Raw genomic sequence first — 18,629 nt, 5'->3', positions numbered from 1 at the left:
GCCATGGCGAAAATGATTCATTCGATGATCCGCGTGCTCGACGAGGCGCGGTCGGTCGAGTTCTACGAAAAAGCATTCGGCCTCGAAGTGGCCGATCGCATCGCCTTCGAGACATTCACGCTGGTCTATCTCAGCAATCGCGAGACCGGCTTCGAGCTGGAGCTGACAATCAACCTCCAGCGCGTCGAGCCCTATGCCATCGGCGAGGCCTACGGTCACCTGGCGGTGTCGGTCGACGACATCAAGGAGGAGCATGCACGTTTCACGGCACTTGGTCTCAATCCCGGCAAGATCACCGAGCTCAACCGCGACGGAACCTTGCTCGCGCTGTTTTTCTTCGTGACCGATCCAGACGGCTACAAGATCGAGGTGCTGCAGCGTCATGGCCGGTATCAGTAAAATGAAGTGCCCCTCAGCCGACCGATCCGGTCTGCTGTCGTTTCACGGCCAATGCGACGGCAGCGATTGACCCCCGGCGTGCAGTCGGCCTAGTTTCATGCGAGACATGCGTCGGCGTGGTGGCCAGCGGGAGGCTTCCACCACAACCACCGGCGAAATCACTGCAGCGGTTGGGCTGCGGGAGGAGAGTGGCATGAGCGAGGCGCCCACCTACACCGGACCGGCACAGGATCGGATCTGGCTTTCGTCCTACCCTGATTGCGTGCCGGCAGACCTGCCGCCACTTGAGCATCAGTCGCTGAGCGAACTTTTCGAGGATAGCTGCGCCCGCTACGCCACCCGTCCGGCCTTTACCAGCATGGGACGGGCCATGACCTATGGCGAGATGGAGCAGCAGACACGCAAGATCGCCGCCTGGCTTCAGAGCCGTGGGTTTGTCAAAGGCGACCGCGTCGCCGTGATGATGCCGAACGGGCTGCAGAACCCGGTCGCGACGTTCGGCATCCTGCGGGCAGGGCTTATCGTCGTCAACGTCAACCCACTCTACACACCTCGAGAACTCGAGCATCAGCTGCGCGACTGCGGCGCCAAGGCCATTTTTGTGCTGGAGAATTTCGCCCACACTGTGGAGCAAGTGCTCGATCGCACCGCGCTTCGCCATGTGGTCGTCAGCTCATTCGGAGAGATGATCGGCCTCAAGGGCCACATCGTCAATTTCATCGTCCGACATGTCAAGAAGCTGGTGCCGTCCTGGTCCATCCCGTCTCACATAGCGTTTTCGAAGGTGTTGGCCGAAGGCGAAGGTCTGAAGCTGGAACGGGTGGCACTGACGCAAGGCGACACCGCGTTCCTGCAATATACTGGCGGGACGACTGGCACTGCAAAGGCGGCGACGCTCACCCACGCCAATCTACTCGCCAACCAGCTCCAGCTGCAGCTGTGGCTGAACTCGGCGTATATTTCCAAGCCACGGCCGGAGATCCTGACCTTCGTCTGCGCCCTGCCCCTCTACCATATCTTCGCGCTGACGGTGAATTGCCTGATGGGCGTATCACTTGGCGCACACAACGTGCTGATCGCCAATCCAAGGGACATCCCGGGCTTCATCAAGGAACTGGGCAAGCATCGCGTCGACATCTTCCCGGCGTTGAACACGCTCCTGAATGCGCTGATGAACAATCCGGATTTCGGCAAGCTGGACCTTTCACAGGTGAGCACGCTTGCCGGCGGCATGGCCGTGCAGCGGCCGATCGCGGAGCGCTGGCATACGCTGACCGGCGCCTGGATCACCGAAGGCTACGGCCTCTCCGAGACCTCTCCGGTGGCCAGCGCCAACCGTTTCGACAGCACCGAATTTTCCGGCACCATAGGCCTGCCGCTGTCGTCGACCGATATCGATATTCGCGACGACGAGGGCCATTCGCTGCCGCTCGGCACCGTCGGCGAAATCTGCATCCGCGGACCGCAGGTGATGGCCGGCTACTGGATGCAGCCGGAAGAGACTGCGCGGGCTATGACGCCGGACGGCTATTTTCGCTCCGGCGACATGGGCTTCATGGATACTCGCGGCTATACCAAGATCGTCGATCGCAAGAAGGACATGATCCTCGTTTCGGGCTTTAACGTCTATCCCAACGAGATCGAGGAAGTCGCCGCGATGCATGCAGGGATCGTCGAGGCGGCTGCGGTCGGCGTAGCAGACGAGCATTCCGGCGAGGCCGTCAAGCTCTTCGTGGTCCGCCGCGATCCCGCACTCACCGAGGCTGACATCAAGGCCCACTGCGCCCGGTACCTCACCAACTACAAACGCCCACGCTTCATCGAATTCCGCAACGAACTGCCGAAATCGAATGTCGGCAAGATCTTGCGGAAGGAATTGCGTGGGTAGAAATACTTCAATTGAAAGCAACCAGAAAGAGTGATTGTAGCACCCTGTTTCAAGGCAGAAGCAGTAGGGGCCGCGACCAGCCGGCCCATCGGTGAGGATGGGCCGCACCGACTTTGGCAAGAGCCTTGCTTTTGAAACGGAGGTGCGGCACCTCTCCGCTTTTTTACGAATAGTTTGTGACCCAACTTGATTTAGGCATCACAAAGCGAATAGTTTCCGCGACCTTCTCCGAACCCCTAAGGAGCTTCCCATGCAAGCGATCGTCGAACAATTGAAGAGCACGGCTGCGGCCACCAATGCCACCGACATTCGCGCGGCATTCGCCGCCGATAGCGGCCGTTTCTCCCGCTACACCGCTTCGCTGGACGACCTGCTGATGGATTACTCCAAGACGGCGGTCAATGACGAGATCATGGCGCTGCTGCTGAAGCTTGCCACCGAGGGCGGGGTCGAGAAAAAGCGCGACGAGATGTTTTCCGGCGCCCCTATCAATTTCACCGAGGGGCGCGCTGTGCTCCATACCGCACTCCGCAACCGCTCGAACACGCCGGTGATGGTCGATGGCAAGGACGTCATGCCTGATGTCAACGGCGTGCTGGCAGCGATGGGCAAGTTTGCCGATGGTATCCGCTCCGGCACCATCAAGGGCGCCACGGGCAAGGCGATCACCGACGTCATAAACATCGGTATTGGCGGCTCAGATCTCGGCCCGGTTATGGCAACGCTGGCACTGGCGCCTTTCCACGATGGCCCGAAGTCGCATTTCGTCTCCAATATCGACAGCGCCCATATCGCCGATATCCTGAAACTGGTGCAGCCGGAAACCACCCTGTTCATCGTCGCCTCGAAGACGTTCACGACCATCGAGACGATGACCAATGCGCAGACGGCGCGCGACTTCATTTCCAAGGCACTAGGCGAAGCGGCCGTGCAACATCATTTCTGCGCCGTCTCGACAGCGCTCGACAAGGTCGCGACCTTCGGCATCGACAGCGCCCGCGTCTTCGGCTTCTGGGACTGGGTTGGCGGACGCTACTCGATCTGGTCGGCCATCGGCCTGCCGCTGATGATTGCCGTCGGTCCTGAAAATTTCGGCAAGTTCCTGGATGGAGCGCATGCGATGGACAACCATTTCCGCACGGCACCGATCGAGAAGAACCTGCCGGTGCTGCTGGGCCTCATCGGCTACTACGACCGCAACGTCCTCGGCTATGCGACGCGCGCCATCCTGCCCTATGACCAGCGCCTGTCGCGTTTTCCGGCCTACTTGCAGCAGCTTGACATGGAATCGAACGGCAAGGGCGTCACCATCGACGGCACCCCGGTCGAGGGCAATTCCGGCCCGGTCGTCTGGGGAGAGCCTGGGACCAACGGCCAGCACGCTTTCTACCAGCTGATTCATCAGGGCACGAGCGTCATCCCGGCGGAGTTCATGATTGCCGCCAACTCCTTTGAGCCTGAACTGCGCCACCAGCACCAGCTGCTGATCGCCAACGTTCTTGCCCAGTCGGAAGCGCTGATGAAGGGCCGTACGTTCGAGGAAGCCAAGAAGCAGCTGACCGACAAAGGCATGGAGGACAAGAAGGCCGACTTCATCGCGCCGCACCGCGTCTTTACCGGCAATCGTCCGTCGATCACCTTCGTCTACGACCAGCTGACGCCGTTTGCGCTCGGCCGCCTGATTGCCCTCTACGAACACCGCGTCTTCGTCGAAGGCGTGCTGTTCCGCATCAACTCCTTCGACCAGTGGGGCGTCGAACTCGGCAAGGAACTGGCGACCGGCCTGCTACCTGTCGTCGAAGGCAAGGAAAGTGCCGAGGGCCACGATTCCTCGACCATCGGTCTCGTCGCCGCGCTGAAAGCTCGCGCCAAGTCATGACCGTCCCTGTCCTGCGTGTCGCAAGACCGACGGACGACATCGCCCGGCTCCGCCCCTTCTACGAGGCGGGGCTGGGATTTGAGGTTCTCGTTGCCTTCGAGGGTCACAACGGCTTTGACGGGCTGGTCCTAGGTCACCCGCACTGGCCCTATCACCTGGAATTCACCCATCACCGCGGCCACACTGTCGGCCGGGCTCCGACGCAGGATAACCTGCTGGTGTTGTACCTGCCGGATGAGGCGGAGTGGCGGGCTGCCGTGGACCGCATAGAAGCCGCAGGATGCGCGACGGTCACGTCGTACAACGACTATTGGGACGTACAGGGAAAGACATTCGAGGATCCGGACGGCTACCGCGTCGTTCTGCAACAGGCCGCCTGGAGCCGATAAAGAGATTTCTTAAGCCGGGTAAATAACACCCTTGCGCAGGATGATATTGCCGTAGAGCCGAGGTTCGCTTGTCTGGATAAGGGCGTGGGCGCCTTTGACGCGAGCGTAGAAATCGGCGGGCAGCAATGGCACGACCTTGATGTCCGGCACGTGCCGGGCGCAGCATTCGACCATCTCCCGGTGGACTGGATCGAGGGTGTCGCGGTCCTGCTTGACGGTGGCGCGGAAGATGGCTTCGTCGACGAATTCGTCTATCGGCAGGACGCTCAGAACAGCATTCAGCACGGCAATCACGCCATGACCATCGAGGCGGATGAGGCGGCGCGCGTCGGTCAGGCCGGGATAATTCCCGTCCACCAGCGCGATTTCGTCGCCATGTCCCATGGCCCTGAGGGCGAAGAGAAGTTCCGGGCTCAGCAGCGGGTCAATGTGCTTCAGCATTGTCAATTTCCTTGAAGAGAATGTTCTGGTCTATGAGATAGCGGGCAAAGATCGGCAGACTGGCGCCACCGATGGCGCGTGCCTGGGTGCCGACCGACCCCTCGACGATTTCGGGCATCACGACGCCCTGCAAGTCGAGTTCGGCAGCAGCCTTGATGGTGGCCTGGACAACGCGCTGGCGGACCCAATCGGGGAACCCGCCGTCGATCACCGCAGCACTGAAATCGATGATCGATGCCGCGGCGACGATGGCCTGCGCCAGGGCTGCGGCCGTATCCTGGATCCAGATCTCGAGCGGCGGCCCGAAATCGATCCAGTCGTTGGCGGAATACCACAGCGGCTGCGGATCGATGCCATGCTCGCGCAGGAGATTTTCGAGCACGAAGATCGAAGCAATCTTCAGCAGCTGGCGCGTCTCACCGTGGCGATCGCGCACGGGCAGCGGTCCGATGGCGCCGGCTGTGCCGGTACGACCGACGAAGATCGACGAATTGAGGACGATGCCGCCGCCGATGAACGAGCCGATGAACATGTAGACGAAATCCGGATAGCGGGCGCCGGCGCCGAAAACCAGTTCCGCTCCACAGGCACTGGTGGCATCGTTCTGCAGATAGACCGGATGCGATACGCGCGCGCCGACCTCGATCTGCAGGTCGAAGCCGCGCCAGACCTCCATCGCACCATCGGGAGCCCCGACTTCTTCGGCCCAGCTCCAGAGTTCAAAGGGTGCGGCTATGCCGATCCCGGCAATATTGCCGCGTTCTTTGGCACTCATCTCGCCTTCGATCTGGCGAATACCGCGCGTGACGAACTCGATTATCTCGTGCGGCAACGGATAGGCGTAGGTCTGGTGGAGTTGCTTGCGGATGTTTCCGACGAAATCCATCAACACGAGATCGGCACTGCGCCGGCCGATCTTGACGCCGAAGGAGAGGACGGCATCGGCGTTGAGACGCATCGGCGTCGAGGGCTGGCCGACACGGCCGCGTACCGGCTCGTCACGCAAGAGCAAGCCTTCCTTTTCCAGCACCCGCATGATCACCGATACGGTCTGGGCCGACAAACCTGTCCGCCGGGCGATGTCGGCCTTCGAAAGTGCTCCGTGGCGGCGCACAAGCGACAGCACCAGCCGCTCATTGTAGGCGCGGACGCGAACCTGATTGGCTCCGCCGCTGGCTTCCAGATTGTATGACGACGGCAATGTGCTTGCCGGATCTTCCACGGATGACATCGGCCGACTCCTCCCGTAATGGCCATGCCTCATTTTTCAGCATCATGCCACAGTCGATTAATAATTCAATTGGATTTATTTATTGACAGGGCGCGACCTTTCCGCTTTAAATCGCCGATATGGAGGCGCGGCACGGCTTTGGAGGAAGCGTGCAGATCAAATTTAAAGCATTTGCCGCAACTGCATCCCGGACCCTGTTTGGGCCGGCCTGTTCACATCCTGGGAGGATCGCATGAAGAAATCCGTTATCACTGCAGCGCTCGCCGGACTTGCTCTTGGCGTCGTCTTCGCCATGCCGGCAAATGCCGCCGACACGACTGTCTGCCTCATCACCAAGACCGACACCAATCCGTTCTTCGTCAAGATGAAGGAAGGCGCCACGGCCAAGGCCAAGGAACTCGGCGTTACCCTGAAGGCTTATGCCGGCAAGATCGACGGCGACAGCGAAAGCCAGGTTGCGGCCATCGAGAGCTGCATTGCCAGCGGCGCAAAGGGCATCCTGATCACTGCATCGGACACCAAGGGCATCGTTTCCTCGGTCAAGAAGGCTCGCGACGCCGGGCTCGTTGTCATCGCGCTCGACACTCCGCTTGAGCCAGCCGATGCTGCCGACGCAACCTTTGCCACCGACAACCTGCTTGCCGGCAAGCTCGTCGGCGAATGGGCCAAGGGCACCATGGGCGACAAGGCCAAGACCGCAAAGGTCGGCTTCCTCGACCTGACGCCATCGCAGCCTTCCGTCGACGTCCTGCGCGACCAGGGCTTCATGATTGGCTTCGGCATCGATCCCAAGGACCCGAACAAGATCGGCGACGAAACCGATCCGCGCATCGTCGGTCACGACGTGACCAACGGCAATGAAGAAGGCGGCCGCAAAGCCATGGAAAACCTTCTCCAGAAGGATCCAGGGATCAACGTCATCCACACGATCAACGAGCCTGCTGCAGTCGGCGCCTACCAGGCACTGAAGGCTGTCGGCATGGAAAAAGACGTGCTGATCGTCTCCGTCGACGGCGGTTGCCCGGGCGTCAAGTCCGTCAAGGAAGGCGTCATCGGAGCGACATCGCAGCAGTACCCGCTGATGATGGCAGCCATGGGCGTCGAAGCCATCAAGAAGTTCGCCGACACGGGCGAAAAGCCGAAGCCGACACCTGGCAAGGCATTCTTCGACACTGGCGTCTCGCTCGTCACGGACAAGCCGGTTAACGGCGTACCGTCGATCGACGTCAAGGAAGGCACTGCGAAGTGCTGGGGCTGATATTCGTCTGACATCTTCATCCGGCCGGGGTCAGCCCCGGCCGGAATTTCGTAACTAGCCAACGAACGTTCGCCGCCTGCCGGCATCACGCCCGGAGACATTGGTGAGGCTTTCTGCGCCGTTTGGCGCGCAGAGGAGGAAATATGACCGGAGCACAGGAATTCGAACGTGTTCTCGACGACAGCGACAAGAATGTCGTCTCCTTCGAGAATGAAAAACTTTCCCTTTTGAAGCGCGCCCAGCACTTTTTGCATTCGACGCCTGCGGCCGTGCCGCTGATCGTTCTCGTGCTTGCCATCGTGGTTTTCGGACTGGCGATCGGCGGACGGTTCTTTTCGTCCTACACTCTGACGCTCATCCTGCAGCAGATTGCCATCGTCGGCATTCTCGGTGCCGCCCAGACGCTGGTGATCCTGACGGCGGGTATCGACCTGTCGATCGGCGTCATCATGGTCATCTCTTCAGTCATCATGGGTAATTTTGCCATTACCTATGGCTTGCCAACACCGATTGCGGTTGTGGCAGGCATGTTTGCCGGCGGCGTCTGCGGACTGCTCAACGGCCTCCTCGTCGCCTACATGAAGCTTCCGCCGTTTATCGTGACGCTCGGCACATGGAACATCGTGATGGCGACGAATTTCATCTATTCGGCCAACGAGACCATTCGCGACACGGATGTCCAGGACAAGGCGCCCCTGCTGCATCTCTTTGCCGTCAGCTTCAAGCTCGGCAGCGCGGTCCTGACGCTCGGCGTTGTTGCCATGGTGCTGCTGGTTATCCTGCTCTGGTATGTGCTGAACCACACGGCCTGGGGCCGCCATGTCTATGCGGTCGGCGATGATCCCGAGGCTGCGAAGCTTGCCGGCATCCAGACCAAGAAAGTTCTCCTCACAGTCTACGCAATCTCCGGCGTCATCGCAGGGCTTGCAGCATGGGTGTCGATCGGCCGCAATGGTTCGGTTTCCCCGTCTTCGGCCGTCACCGACTTCAACCTACAGGCCATCACGGCAACCGTTATCGGCGGTATCTCGCTGTTCGGCGGCCGTGGTTCCATCCTCGGAACGCTGTTTGGCGCAATGATCGTCGGCGTCGTATCGATGGGCCTCAACATGCTCGGCGCCGATCCGCAATGGAAAGTTCTGCTCACCGGCGTTCTCATCATCGCCGCTGTCGCCATCGATCAGTGGATCAGAAAGGTTTCGGTGTAACATGGCCGCTCAACCCATTCTCACCGCCCGTGGCCTCGTCAAGCGCTACGGCCGCGTAACCGCCCTCGACCATGCCGACTTCGACCTTTATCCGGGCGAGATCCTGGCGGTCATCGGCGATAACGGCGCCGGCAAGTCGTCGCTCATCAAGGCCATTTCCGGAGCTACTATCGTCGACGAAGGCGAGATCAAGCTGGAAGGCCGTGTGGTTCAGTTCAAGTCGCCGCTCGAGGCCCGCGAAGCCGGCATCGAGACGGTCTACCAGAACCTGGCTCTTTCGCCGGCGCTTTCGATCGCAGACAACATGTTCCTCGGTCGCGAGATCCGCAAGCCTGGCATTCTCGGCAGCGTGTTTCGCATGCTTGACCGGCCGGCCATGGAGACCAAGGCCCGCGACAAGCTTTCGGAACTCGGGCTCATGACGATCCAGAATATCAACCAGACCGTCGAAACCCTCTCCGGCGGCCAGCGCCAGGGCGTGGCCGTGGCGCGCGCTGCAGCTTTTGGATCAAAGGTCATCATCCTCGATGAACCGACGGCAGCGCTCGGCGTCAAGGAAAGTCGTCGCGTTCTCGAACTGATCCTCGACGTGCGGTCACGCGGCATTCCGATCGTTCTGATCTCCCACAACATGCCGCATGTCTTCGAAGTGGCCGATCGCATCCACATCCATAGGCTTGGCAAGCGCCTGACGGTCATCAACCCGAAGGACTACTCGATGTCCGACGCCGTTGCCTTCATGACAGGCGCCAAGGGCGTGCCCGCCGAGACCGTCGCTGCATGAGCCCGACTGTCGAGGACATGGCCGGCCAGATCATCGACAGGGCTGGATCGGTCAAGCGGTTCATGGTGGCGATTGCCGGTCCTCCCGGGGCCGGCAAATCGACGCTGGCCGATAACCTGGCCGATGCACTCAAAGCACGCGGCGAAAGCGCCGAAGTGCTGCCGATGGACGGTTTCCACATGGACAACGCCATCCTGATCGCCCGGGGCCAGCTTGCCCGCAAAGGCACGCCGGAAACTTTCGACGTGCGCGCCTTCCTCGACATCGTCAAGGCCGTACGGCCTGGCGACCAGGAAGTTCTCGTGCCGGTCTTCGACCGGTCGCGCGAACTGGCGATCGCCTCCGCCCGCGTTGTCTCGCCCGATCATCGCTTCATCATCGTCGAGGGCAACTATCTCCTGTTCAGCCAGGGAAAATGGGCTGAACTGGAGGGCATGTTCGATTTTTCGATCCTGATGGCGCCGCCGATGGAAGTGCTGGAGGAGCGCCTCTGGGCGCGCTGGCGCGGCTACAAGCTGAGCGAAGAGGAAGCCCACGCGAAGGTCTACGACAACGACCTGCCGAACGGCCGGCTGATCCTCGGCAACAGGCGCCCGGCAGACGTGACGCTGGAAATCGCCTGATACCTACTTGGCAGCACCTTGACGAAGACAGTTGTCATCGGCGGTGCATGAATGTTATCCCGGCGCGACGCCATAAGCCCGCCTCCGGGAGACATCGATGCAAAAGCTTACCATCCGCCGCCCCGACGACTGGCATCTGCACCTTCGCGACGGTGCAATGATGGAGGGCGTGATCGGAGACAGCAGCCGCCACTTCGCCCGCGCCATCATCATGCCCAATCTCGTACCGCCAGTGGTGACCACTGCCGATGCAATAGCCTACCGGGAACGGATCATGGCGGCGTTGCCGGAGGGCGACAGCTTCCAGCCACTGATGACGCTTTATCTCACCGAACACACCAGCCCCGACGATGTCGAGGAGGGCAAGAACAGCGGCCTGATCACTGCCGTAAAACTTTACCCGGCGGGCGCCACGACAAACTCGCATGGTGGAGTGCGCGATTTCAACAAGGCGATGCCGGTGCTGGAGCGTATGGCGAAGATTGGCCTGCCACTCTGCGTCCACGGTGAGGTAACGGCTGCCGACGTCGATATATTCGATCGTGAGGCGGTGTTCATCGAGACAGTTCTCGATCCGCTGCGCCAGCGCCTGCCCGAATTGAAGGTGACGATGGAGCATGTCACCACCTCCGACGGGATCGACTATATCAAGTCGGCAACCGCCAACCTGGCCGGGACGATCACCACCCACCACCTGATCATCAACCGCAACGCCATCCTCGTCGGCGGTATCCGGCCGCACTATTATTGTCTGCCGGTCGCCAAGCGCGAGAGCCATCGGCTGGCTTTGCGGGCGGCAGCGACAAGCGGCGACCATCGGTTTTTCCTTGGTACCGACTCCGCGCCCCATGTCGACCCGCTCAAGGAATGTGCCTGCGGCTGCGCCGGCATCTACACCTCGATCAACACGATGAGCTGCCTTGCGCATGTCTTCGAACAGGAAGGCGCACTCGACAAGCTGGAGGCCTTCGTGTCGCTGAACGGACCGGCATGGTATGGACTGCAGCCGAATACGGAGACGATGACGCTGGTCCGCCGGGTCGAATCGATTGCGTTTCCGGAGAAAATAGAGACGGGAGCGGGTCCAGTGACAGTTTTCGACCCGATGTTCCCGCTGCATTGGGCCGTCGAACCTTAGGCAGCTATAATGTCCGTCATTGGACATGCCTTCATGCGACAAAACCAGGCTTTTTGCGCATGATGGTAACCGATTGGATACCTATGTCAGAATAGTCTCGCGCTGATACCATGCATCGCGGAATGAACCCGTAGAGAGACGGCATGATGCTCGACTATAATTCTCTTCTGATCGCGCTGGGTGCATCGACGTTTTGCCTTGCGGTGACGTTGCTGGGTAGCTGGCTCAACCGCCGACCTGAAACATTCCTCCTAACCTGCGCCATTGGGTTGCTGTTGGTCGTCGCAGCGATCTGCTGTTACAGCTTCTATGTAGCTCATCCGACGATGAGCCTCGCGATCGTCTCCTTCACCATCGCTCTCTCCGGTTTCTCCGTCATCTGGGCGGCAGGCTACCAGTTCAGGAAGGATCGCCTGTCTCCCGTCAGGATCGTCGCCGGTACTGTCCTGGGGCTGGCCATAAGCGTGCCGCCGATGTTGCTCGGTTATGACGGGCTGGCCTTCATCGTCTACAATCTCGTCATCGCTGCGATGCTGTCAGCCACAGCTTATGAATATTGGCTCGGCCGCGCCGAGGCGCCCGCTCCGATCTACGGTATCACGACTCTCTACCTCCTGACCGCGTTCACCTTCGTGCTCTGCTCCGCCGTCCTCATCTCCGACGGCAAGATGGTGATTGGCAAGGCGCCTCAAAACTGGGCGGAAAACCTCAGCATCGCGGTTGCCATCGCTGCCATGACGGGAATCGGCGCCCTGTCGCTGGCCCTCCATCAGTGGCGCCAGGCGACCCGTCACCGGTCGGATGCCATGACGGACCAGCTGACGGGTCTGATGAACCGCAGGGCGCTGTTCGATCGTTGCGGAAACAGGAGCTTTTCGACTGTGATGGCCGCTGTTATCTTCGACATCGATCGGTTCAAGGCGGTCAATGACGAATTTGGCCATGCGGCAGGAGATGCCGTTCTCAAATTGTTCGCCGAAGAACTCGTCACCAATCTCAGGGCCTACGACGTCGTGGCCCGTCTCGGCGGCGAGGAATTCACGCTGGTGCTCGACAATGTCATGCCCGGCCGGGCCGAACAGATCGCCGACCGCATACGCGAGTGTTTTGCGGCACGCTCCTTTTCCTTCGAAGGCAAGACCGTCAAATGTACCGTCAGTGCCGGCATCGCCTTCGGCTCAAACGAGGGAGCCGATTTCGAAGGCGTCCTCCAGGCTGCCGACCGGGCGCTTTATGCCGCGAAACGTAACGGCCGAAACCGCGTGGAGACCGCTGAGTATCTTCATGTCGTCACGAGCGAGACGGAAAATCCACCGGAAACTGAATCCGCTACTGCCTGACTGCGACTTCCGCGACAGGCCTGGCGGTATCCCAGTGAACGGCATTACGTCCGCCGTTCTTAGCCGCATACAATTTGCGGTCGGCTGCCATCATCATCGTTTTCAGTGTCTCGGTGGTCGGATCGCCGCAGTAGACGCCGAAGCTAGCGGTAATCCGCCCGGCGGGCACGGGGCCGACCGCCCGGGTTGCCAGCTCCCTTCGCAAACGTTCGGCAATGGCAATCGCCTGCGCGGTGTCGGTGCGCGGCAAAAGGATGCAGAACTCTTCGCCGCCGATACGCGCTGCGATATCGTAAGGCCGCATGTTGTGCTGGATGATCGCGCCGGTCACGGTCAGCACCTGGTCGCCCACCTCGTGCCCATGCTCGTCGTTGATGGTCTTGAAGTGATCGAGATCGAAGACAATGACGCAAACCGGCTCATTTTCGCGTTCTGCGCGCTGGAGTTCCGAAGTGCCGATATCGCGCAGCCAGCGGCGGTTGCCGAGGCCGGTCAGCACATCGGTCGTCGCCTGGCGGCGTAGTTGGGATAGAGTCGCATGCAGTTCTGCAATCAGCGTCGACACCGCGTTGACGACGACGCCGATTTCATCGCGGCGCTGGCTGCGGATCGTCGATACCGCACCGGTTTCCCGGTAGGCCTGCACGGTTTTGGTCACAGCCTCCAGCGGCCGCAGCAACAGCCACACCGAGAGAAAACAGAGCCCCGTGCCCAGTAACGTCGCCAGCAGTGCAGTGGCGAGGATCGGCATCGCTGCCGCTTCATAGCCCGTCAGCAGATAGGCGATCAGCGCCAGCAGCGGCAGATGCGTCGCCAGGAAGCAGATCGAGAAGATCTTCAGCGTAAGCGACGAACCAAATTTCTTCAGTGCCGCAGATCGTGGCAGGCGCATTCCGGTCTCCTTGCATGCCCCATTTGGCGGGTGGAAACTAAGGGTAATTTAGAAACCTCAATCCTAAGCAAATACCAACCATTTTAATGAATTTTTCAACCGCAACCCACAATGGCAAGGAAACGACCAGGATATATATCTTATTAGTTATTACTTAATAACAAACTTCGCTGTGGATGAGGCGAAGCTGTCCATATGGCGCCGCATCACGGCTTGAACAGGTCTGAGCCTCCCCTGGTGGCCTCATTTTTAACAGGCGCTCCGCGTAATTTAAGCCCGTAAACGTGGTCGCCTTCTGGAAACCGCCGCGCCTTGCTGCTATGCCGCAGGCAACGTTCAAAGCCTGAGGAGAGCCGCATCATGCAGACGACATTTCCCGACCGCGCCGTGATGGCTGAACTTCTGGCAAAGATGCTCTGGGAAATCAAGGCTGTGCATTTCAACGCCGAGACGCCCTACAAATTTGCCTCGGGCATGGCCAGCCCCGTCTATATCGATTGCCGCAAACTACTTTCCTATCCACGCGTCCGCTCGACGGTCATGGACTTTGCTGCCAGCGTGCTGTTGCGCGATGCCGGGTTCGAGCAGTTCGACTGCATCGCCGGCGGCGAGACGGCCGGGATCCCCTTTGCAGCGCTGCTCGCCGACCGCCTCGGCCTGCCGATGATCTATGTCCGCAAGAAGCCCAAGGGCCATGGCCGCAACGCCCAGATAGAGGGCGACATGCCGGCCGGCGCGCGCGTGCTGGTTATCGAGGACCTGACAACGGCCGGCGGCAGCATGTTCACGTTCATCGACGCGATCCGCGCTGCCGGCGGCATCGTCGACCACGCGATTGCTCTTTTTTACTACGGCATTTTTGACGAAGGGGCGTTGCGGTTTGCCGACGGCAAGGTGCACTTCCATCATATCGCCACGTGGCGCAACGTGCTTGCCGTCGCCAAGGCGCAGAAGCTTTTCGACGAGAAGACGCTGTCCGCCGTCGAGGCGTTTCTCGATGCACCGCTCGCCTGGTCGGGCGCGCACGGCGGCATCACCCAGCTTTCGGCGACGTGACGCTTTGCATTTCTTCGAAATCGCTCTAACCGTTTTTGACAGTGTACAAGATAGAGACACGCTCTCTGGGAGGCCGGAATGATATTGTGCTGCGGCGAAGCTTTGATCGACATGCTGCCCCGGGAAACGACGCTGGGTGAAAAGGCCTTTGCGCCCTATGCCGGCGGTGCGATCTTCAACACCGCTATCGCGCTCGGTCGCCTCGGCGTCGAGACTGCCTTCTTCACCGGCCTTGCCGACGATATGCTGGGCGAAATCCTGATCGAGACGCTGAAGGCGAGCAACGTCGATTCCAGCCCCTGCGCCATCGTTTCGCGGCCCAGCACCATCGCCTTCGTGAAGCTGGTCAACGGCCAGGCGACCTATGCCTTCTACGACGAAGGCACCGCCGGCCGGATGATCACCGAAGCCGATCTGCCGGACCTCGGCGACAGCTGCGAGGCGCTGCATTTCGGCGCCATCAGCCTCATCCCCAGCCCCTGCGGCGAGACCTACGAGGCATTGATGGCGCGCGAGCAGGCCCGCCGCGTCATCTCGCTCGATCCGAACATCCGGCCGGGCTTCATCAAGGACAAGCCGGCCCATATGGCGCGCATCAAGCGCATGGCGGCGATGTCGGACATCCTGAAATTCTCGGACGAGGATCTGGAATGGTTCGGCATGTCCGGCGACCATGACCAACTGGCCTCCCATTGGCTCGACCACGGCGCCAGGCTGGTTGTCATCACCAAGGGGGCGGAGGGCGCGACGGGATACACCAAGTCGCAGAAGGTCTCTGTGCCGAGCGAACGCGTCACTGTGGTCGATACAGTCGGCGCCGGCGACACATTCGACGCCGGCATCCTCGCATCGCTGAAGATGAACAATCTGCTGACGAAGGCGCAGGTCGCCTCGCTCGACGAGAAGGCGTTGCGCGATGCCCTCGGGCTCGGTGCCAAGGCTGCGGCCGTCACGGTGTCGCGCGCCGGCGCCAATCCGCCATGGGCCCGGGAAATCGGGCTTTAGAAGGCTAGATACCTTCATCGGCCCTTGGGGCACCTCCTCCCCGAGGGGAGAAGGGGAAGGTTATTTACCTGCGCCGATCTCGCCGGCGGAGGGGCCCCAGACGTCCGTCAGCGCGAAACCGGCTGCGAGAGGATCGAAGGGGTCCAGCGACACCTGCGACAGGCCGAAGGTGAAGCCTCGGCCGGTGATTGTCGGAATGATGGCGGGCTTGCCGGCTACCTCCGTGACGGCGGAGAGGCCTACTTCGAATTCCGACCCGATGATCGAGCGCGACTTGAAGACGTCGCCGACCTTCGCCTTGCCGCGCGCGTACAGCGTCGCGAGATTGGCGGAGTTGCCGGTACCGCAGGGCGAGCGGTCGACCCGGCCGGGCCACATCGTGGTGCAAGTGCGGATGGCACCGTCGGCATCGATATCGCGGAACATCACGTAGGCAACGCCCGAGATCGCCGGGATTTCCGGATGGACGATGGCCATCGTACGGTTGATACGATCGCGCAGGACCATGCCAGCTTTCACCAGCTCGGCCGCCTTCGACGTCTCGATGGTGAGGCCTACCTGTCCGACATCGACCAGGGCGTAGAAAATGCCGCCATAGCAGATGTCGACGCTGATCGCGCCCCATTCCGGCGTGTCGAGCAGCACGTCGAGTTCGTGGACGAAAGATGGCACCATGGTCAGCCGCACTTTCTCGCAGCGGCCATCGCGGCAGGTGGCAACCGCCCGAACGAGGCCTGCGGCGGTGTCGAGCGTGACTGTGGTTTCCGGCTCATGCATCTCGACGATACCGGATTCCAGCAGCGCCGTGGTGACGCAGATCGAGTTCGAGCCGGAGCTCGCATGGGCCTGGTCGGGCTGCAGGATGATGAAGCCGGCATCTGCATCCGGGTGCTTTGCCGGCAGCAGCAGGTTGACGGAGCCGATCGGCGCGCCGCGCGGTTCGAGCACCAGGAAGCGCCGGAGCTCTTCGCCTTTCGGATCGGTGTTCATCCAGTGCAATTGCTCGGCTATCGTATTGCCGGGGATCTTCGGCACGCCGCCGATCGCGACCCGGCCGATCTCACCCTCGCAATGAACATCCAGCAGCTGGATCGTCCGCTTCCATCTCATATCATCTTCTCCAATCAGACGTGCCGGGTGACGCCGCCGTCGACGCGGATATTCTGGCCGGTGATGTAGCCGGCACCGTCGGACAGCAGGAAGGCTGCGGTCTTGGCAACCTCCTGCATCTGGCCAATGCGCTTCATCGGGATCTTCTCGGCCGTCTCAGGCTTGTGGGCGAGGCTATCGATGTAGCCCGGCAACAGGCAATTCATGCGGATATTGTCCGCGGCGTAGCGATCGGCATAGAGCTTCGTGAAGGCACCGGCGGCTGCACGGTACGCGCAGGAGACCGGGAATACCAGCGAGGGCTCGTATGCGGCGAAGGTGGTGATGTTGACGAAGGCACCCTTGCCCTGGCGCAGCATCACCGGGGTGACCAACCGCGCCATGCGCACGACGCTGAGCACCATCATGTCGGAGCCGAGCGTCCAGTTTTCGTCGGAAATGTCGAGCAGATCGCCCTTCGGCGGATGGCCGGTATGGTTGACCACCGCATCGATGCGACCATAGGTCTTCATGGTCAGGTCGAAGATTGCCTGGATGTCTTCCGCCTTTTCCGCCACGCCGCGCGAGGCGACTCCGCCGAGTTCGGCAGCCAGCTTCTCGCAGCTTTCGGAGGGCGACATCAGCGCGACACGATAGCCGGTGGCCACCAGTTCGCGGGCGATCGCCTCGCCCATGCCCCGGCCGCCGCCGGTAATGAGAGCGACTGGCTTTTGGGTATCGGACATCGGCTTTCTCCTAATAACGGTTGATGCGGAACGGCGTCATATCGATCGACGGTTTCATGCCACCGATCATATCCGCCATCAGGCGGGCTGTCGTGGCGGAATAGGTGAGACCGAGATGACCGTGACCGGTTGCATACCAGACGCCCGGTAGTCGGGAGGACGCGGAAATGATGGGGATGGTATCCGGCAACGAGGGGCGATGGCCCATCCAGTCGGTGGCCTCCTCTACCTTGAGGCCGGGCAGCGCCCTCTGGGCATGGCGGACGAGGACGCGGGGACGGCGATAATCCGGCGGCGCATCGAGGCCTGCAAGCTCGACGTTGCCGCCGACGCGGATGCCGCCGGCGGTCGGCGTCACCATGAAGGCGCGGGCCGGCCAGATGATCGAGTGGCGCATGGAAATGCCGGGGGCCATGATCTGCGTGTGATAACCCCGTTCGGTCTCGAGCGGGATAGGCTCGCCCAAAGCCTTGGCGATCACCCGCGTCGGCACGCCGGCAGCAACCACCGCATCGTCGGCATCGAGCCTGCGGCCATCGGCGAGCATGACTGTGACACCGCCGCCCGCCCGGCGCTCCATCATGGTGGCTTCGCCAGAGACGAAGCCTGTACCGGCCGCTTTCGCAGCATCGACCAGCTTCAGAACCAGATGATAGGGATTGCGGATGGACTTGTTGTTCGGCAGCAGCACCGCCTTGGCAATGTGGGTAGAGAGGGCCGGTTCGAGAGCGCGGAGGTCGGCACCGCTGACGACCGAATGCTCGAAACCATTGCGTTGCATCATCTCCAGATGGCCGCGATCGCCCGCAAATTCAGCCTCGGTTTCGTAGATGGCAAGGCATCCGTCCTCGGTCATCAATTCGGGTGCGCCTATTGCATCCAGCATGGCGCGAAAATCGGCAAGTGCAGGAGCCGACAGGGCCATCCCGGCATCCTCGATCTGACGCAGACGCGATGGACGGCCGGCGGCGAGGAAACGCAGGAACCACGGCAATATCTTTGGCGCATAGGAAGGCCGTAGCCAGACGGGCCCTTCCGGATCGAGCAACCACCCCGGCATCTTGCGCCATGTCGAGGGGCCGGAGCCGGCGGCAAAATCGAGCGCGATGCTGGCCATGTTGCCAAACGACGTGCCCCTGCCAGGCTCGCCCTTGTCGACAAGCGTCACCCGGTGGCCACGTCGTTGCAGTTCGAAAGAGATGGCAGCGCCGACAATGCCGGCGCCGATGACGATGGTGGTTTTCCGGGTGTCTTCCGTCATGG

The 18,629-nt window shown here is 61.2% G+C and carries 18 protein-coding genes; 12 read left to right on the top strand and 6 right to left on the bottom strand.

What is annotated here, in order from left to right; genetic code table 11:
- Window positions 1-3 precede the first annotated feature (3 nt).
- The 4 genes from J5274_RS06265 (at window position 4) to J5274_RS06250 (ending at window position 4,555) form a co-directional block, all read left to right on the top strand.
- The gene (locus J5274_RS06265) at window positions 4-399 is read left to right on the top strand and encodes a VOC family protein (protein ID WP_142823924.1); all 396 of its coding nucleotides are present in this window, start codon (window positions 4-6) and stop codon (window positions 397-399) included.
- Window positions 400-592: 193 nt separating this feature from the next.
- Window positions 593-2,287, top strand: coding sequence for a long-chain-fatty-acid--CoA ligase (locus tag J5274_RS06260; protein ID WP_219274809.1), 1,695 nt, complete (start codon window positions 593-595; stop codon window positions 2,285-2,287).
- A gap of 250 nt (window positions 2,288-2,537) precedes the next feature.
- Window positions 2,538-4,166 (top strand): glucose-6-phosphate isomerase, encoded by a 1,629-nt coding sequence (pgi, locus tag J5274_RS06255; protein WP_142823922.1) that lies wholly within the window; start codon window positions 2,538-2,540, stop codon window positions 4,164-4,166.
- The gene (locus J5274_RS06250; protein ID WP_142823921.1) at window positions 4,163-4,555 is read left to right on the top strand and encodes a VOC family protein; all 393 of its coding nucleotides are present in this window, start codon (window positions 4,163-4,165) and stop codon (window positions 4,553-4,555) included. The genes pgi and J5274_RS06250 overlap by 4 nt, the downstream gene beginning before the upstream one ends.
- 9 nt (window positions 4,556-4,564) lie before the next feature.
- Here J5274_RS06250 and J5274_RS06245 read toward each other — a convergent pair whose 3' ends face one another.
- Both J5274_RS06245 and J5274_RS06240 read right to left on the bottom strand, forming a co-directional pair.
- Window positions 4,565-4,996, bottom strand: coding sequence for an RbsD/FucU family protein (locus J5274_RS06245; protein ID WP_111216568.1), 432 nt, complete (start codon window positions 4,994-4,996; stop codon window positions 4,565-4,567).
- The gene (locus J5274_RS06240) at window positions 4,980-6,227 is read right to left on the bottom strand and encodes an ROK family transcriptional regulator (RefSeq protein WP_142823920.1); all 1,248 of its coding nucleotides are present in this window, start codon (window positions 6,225-6,227) and stop codon (window positions 4,980-4,982) included. The genes J5274_RS06245 and J5274_RS06240 overlap by 17 nt, the downstream gene beginning before the upstream one ends.
- A 232-nt stretch (window positions 6,228-6,459) precedes the next feature.
- On the opposite strand from J5274_RS06240, the gene J5274_RS06235 reads away from it, so the two are divergent.
- From J5274_RS06235 to J5274_RS06210, 6 genes are all read left to right on the top strand, one after another.
- Window positions 6,460-7,485, top strand: a complete 1,026-nt coding sequence (locus J5274_RS06235; RefSeq protein WP_142823919.1) for a sugar ABC transporter substrate-binding protein — start codon at window positions 6,460-6,462, stop codon at window positions 7,483-7,485.
- A gap of 143 nt (window positions 7,486-7,628) precedes the next feature.
- Entirely contained in the window at window positions 7,629-8,693 is a 1,065-nt protein-coding gene (locus J5274_RS06230) for an ABC transporter permease (RefSeq protein WP_142823918.1), read from the top strand.
- Window position 8,694: 1 nt separating this feature from the next.
- Entirely contained in the window at window positions 8,695-9,477 is a 783-nt protein-coding gene (locus J5274_RS06225; protein WP_142823917.1) for an ATP-binding cassette domain-containing protein, read from the top strand.
- Window positions 9,474-10,100, top strand: coding sequence for a nucleoside triphosphate hydrolase (locus tag J5274_RS06220; RefSeq protein ID WP_142823916.1), 627 nt, complete (start codon window positions 9,474-9,476; stop codon window positions 10,098-10,100). The genes J5274_RS06225 and J5274_RS06220 overlap by 4 nt, the downstream gene beginning before the upstream one ends.
- Before the next feature lie 97 nt (window positions 10,101-10,197).
- Complete coding sequence (pyrC, locus tag J5274_RS06215; protein ID WP_142823915.1) at window positions 10,198-11,238, top strand: dihydroorotase; 1,041 nt, start codon at window positions 10,198-10,200, stop codon at window positions 11,236-11,238.
- Between the two features lie 143 nt (window positions 11,239-11,381).
- Window positions 11,382-12,578, top strand: a complete 1,197-nt coding sequence (locus J5274_RS06210) for a GGDEF domain-containing protein (RefSeq protein ID WP_142823914.1) — start codon at window positions 11,382-11,384, stop codon at window positions 12,576-12,578.
- Here the strand turns inward: J5274_RS06210 and J5274_RS06205 are convergent.
- The gene (locus tag J5274_RS06205; protein WP_142823913.1) at window positions 12,568-13,470 is read right to left on the bottom strand and encodes a GGDEF domain-containing protein; all 903 of its coding nucleotides are present in this window, start codon (window positions 13,468-13,470) and stop codon (window positions 12,568-12,570) included. The genes J5274_RS06210 and J5274_RS06205 overlap by 11 nt on opposite strands.
- A 357-nt stretch (window positions 13,471-13,827) precedes the next feature.
- On the opposite strand from J5274_RS06205, the gene J5274_RS06200 reads away from it, so the two are divergent.
- Window positions 13,828-14,526, top strand: coding sequence for an orotate phosphoribosyltransferase (locus J5274_RS06200; RefSeq protein WP_142824442.1), 699 nt, complete (start codon window positions 13,828-13,830; stop codon window positions 14,524-14,526).
- A 78-nt stretch (window positions 14,527-14,604) separates the two neighbouring features.
- On the top strand, window positions 14,605-15,531 hold the full coding sequence (locus J5274_RS06195; protein WP_142823912.1) for a carbohydrate kinase: 927 nt from the start codon (window positions 14,605-14,607) through the stop codon (window positions 15,529-15,531).
- Between the two features lie 60 nt (window positions 15,532-15,591).
- Here the strand turns inward: J5274_RS06195 and J5274_RS06190 are convergent, their stop codons facing one another.
- The 3 genes from J5274_RS06190 to J5274_RS06180 are packed head-to-tail and all read right to left on the bottom strand — an operon-like array spanning window position 15,592 to window position 18,627.
- Window positions 15,592-16,641 carry a 4-hydroxyproline epimerase gene (locus tag J5274_RS06190; RefSeq protein ID WP_142823911.1) on the bottom strand — a complete coding sequence of 350 codons (1,050 nt, stop codon included), beginning with the start codon at window positions 16,639-16,641 and terminating at the stop codon, window positions 15,592-15,594.
- Between the two features lie 14 nt (window positions 16,642-16,655).
- On the bottom strand, window positions 16,656-17,366 hold the full coding sequence (locus J5274_RS06185) for an SDR family oxidoreductase (protein WP_142823910.1): 711 nt from the start codon (window positions 17,364-17,366) through the stop codon (window positions 16,656-16,658).
- Between the two features lie 10 nt (window positions 17,367-17,376).
- Window positions 17,377-18,627 carry an FAD-binding oxidoreductase gene (locus J5274_RS06180; RefSeq protein WP_142823909.1) on the bottom strand — a complete coding sequence of 417 codons (1,251 nt, stop codon included), beginning with the start codon at window positions 18,625-18,627 and terminating at the stop codon, window positions 17,377-17,379.
- Window positions 18,628-18,629 lie beyond the last annotated feature (2 nt).

The organism is Rhizobium sp. L51/94 (assembly GCF_019355555.1).
Lineage (GTDB): Bacteria > Pseudomonadota > Alphaproteobacteria > Rhizobiales > Rhizobiaceae > Rhizobium > Rhizobium rhododendri.
The sequence above is the reverse complement of the archived record's forward strand: the minus strand, read 5'-3'. Positions and strand labels throughout refer to the sequence as shown.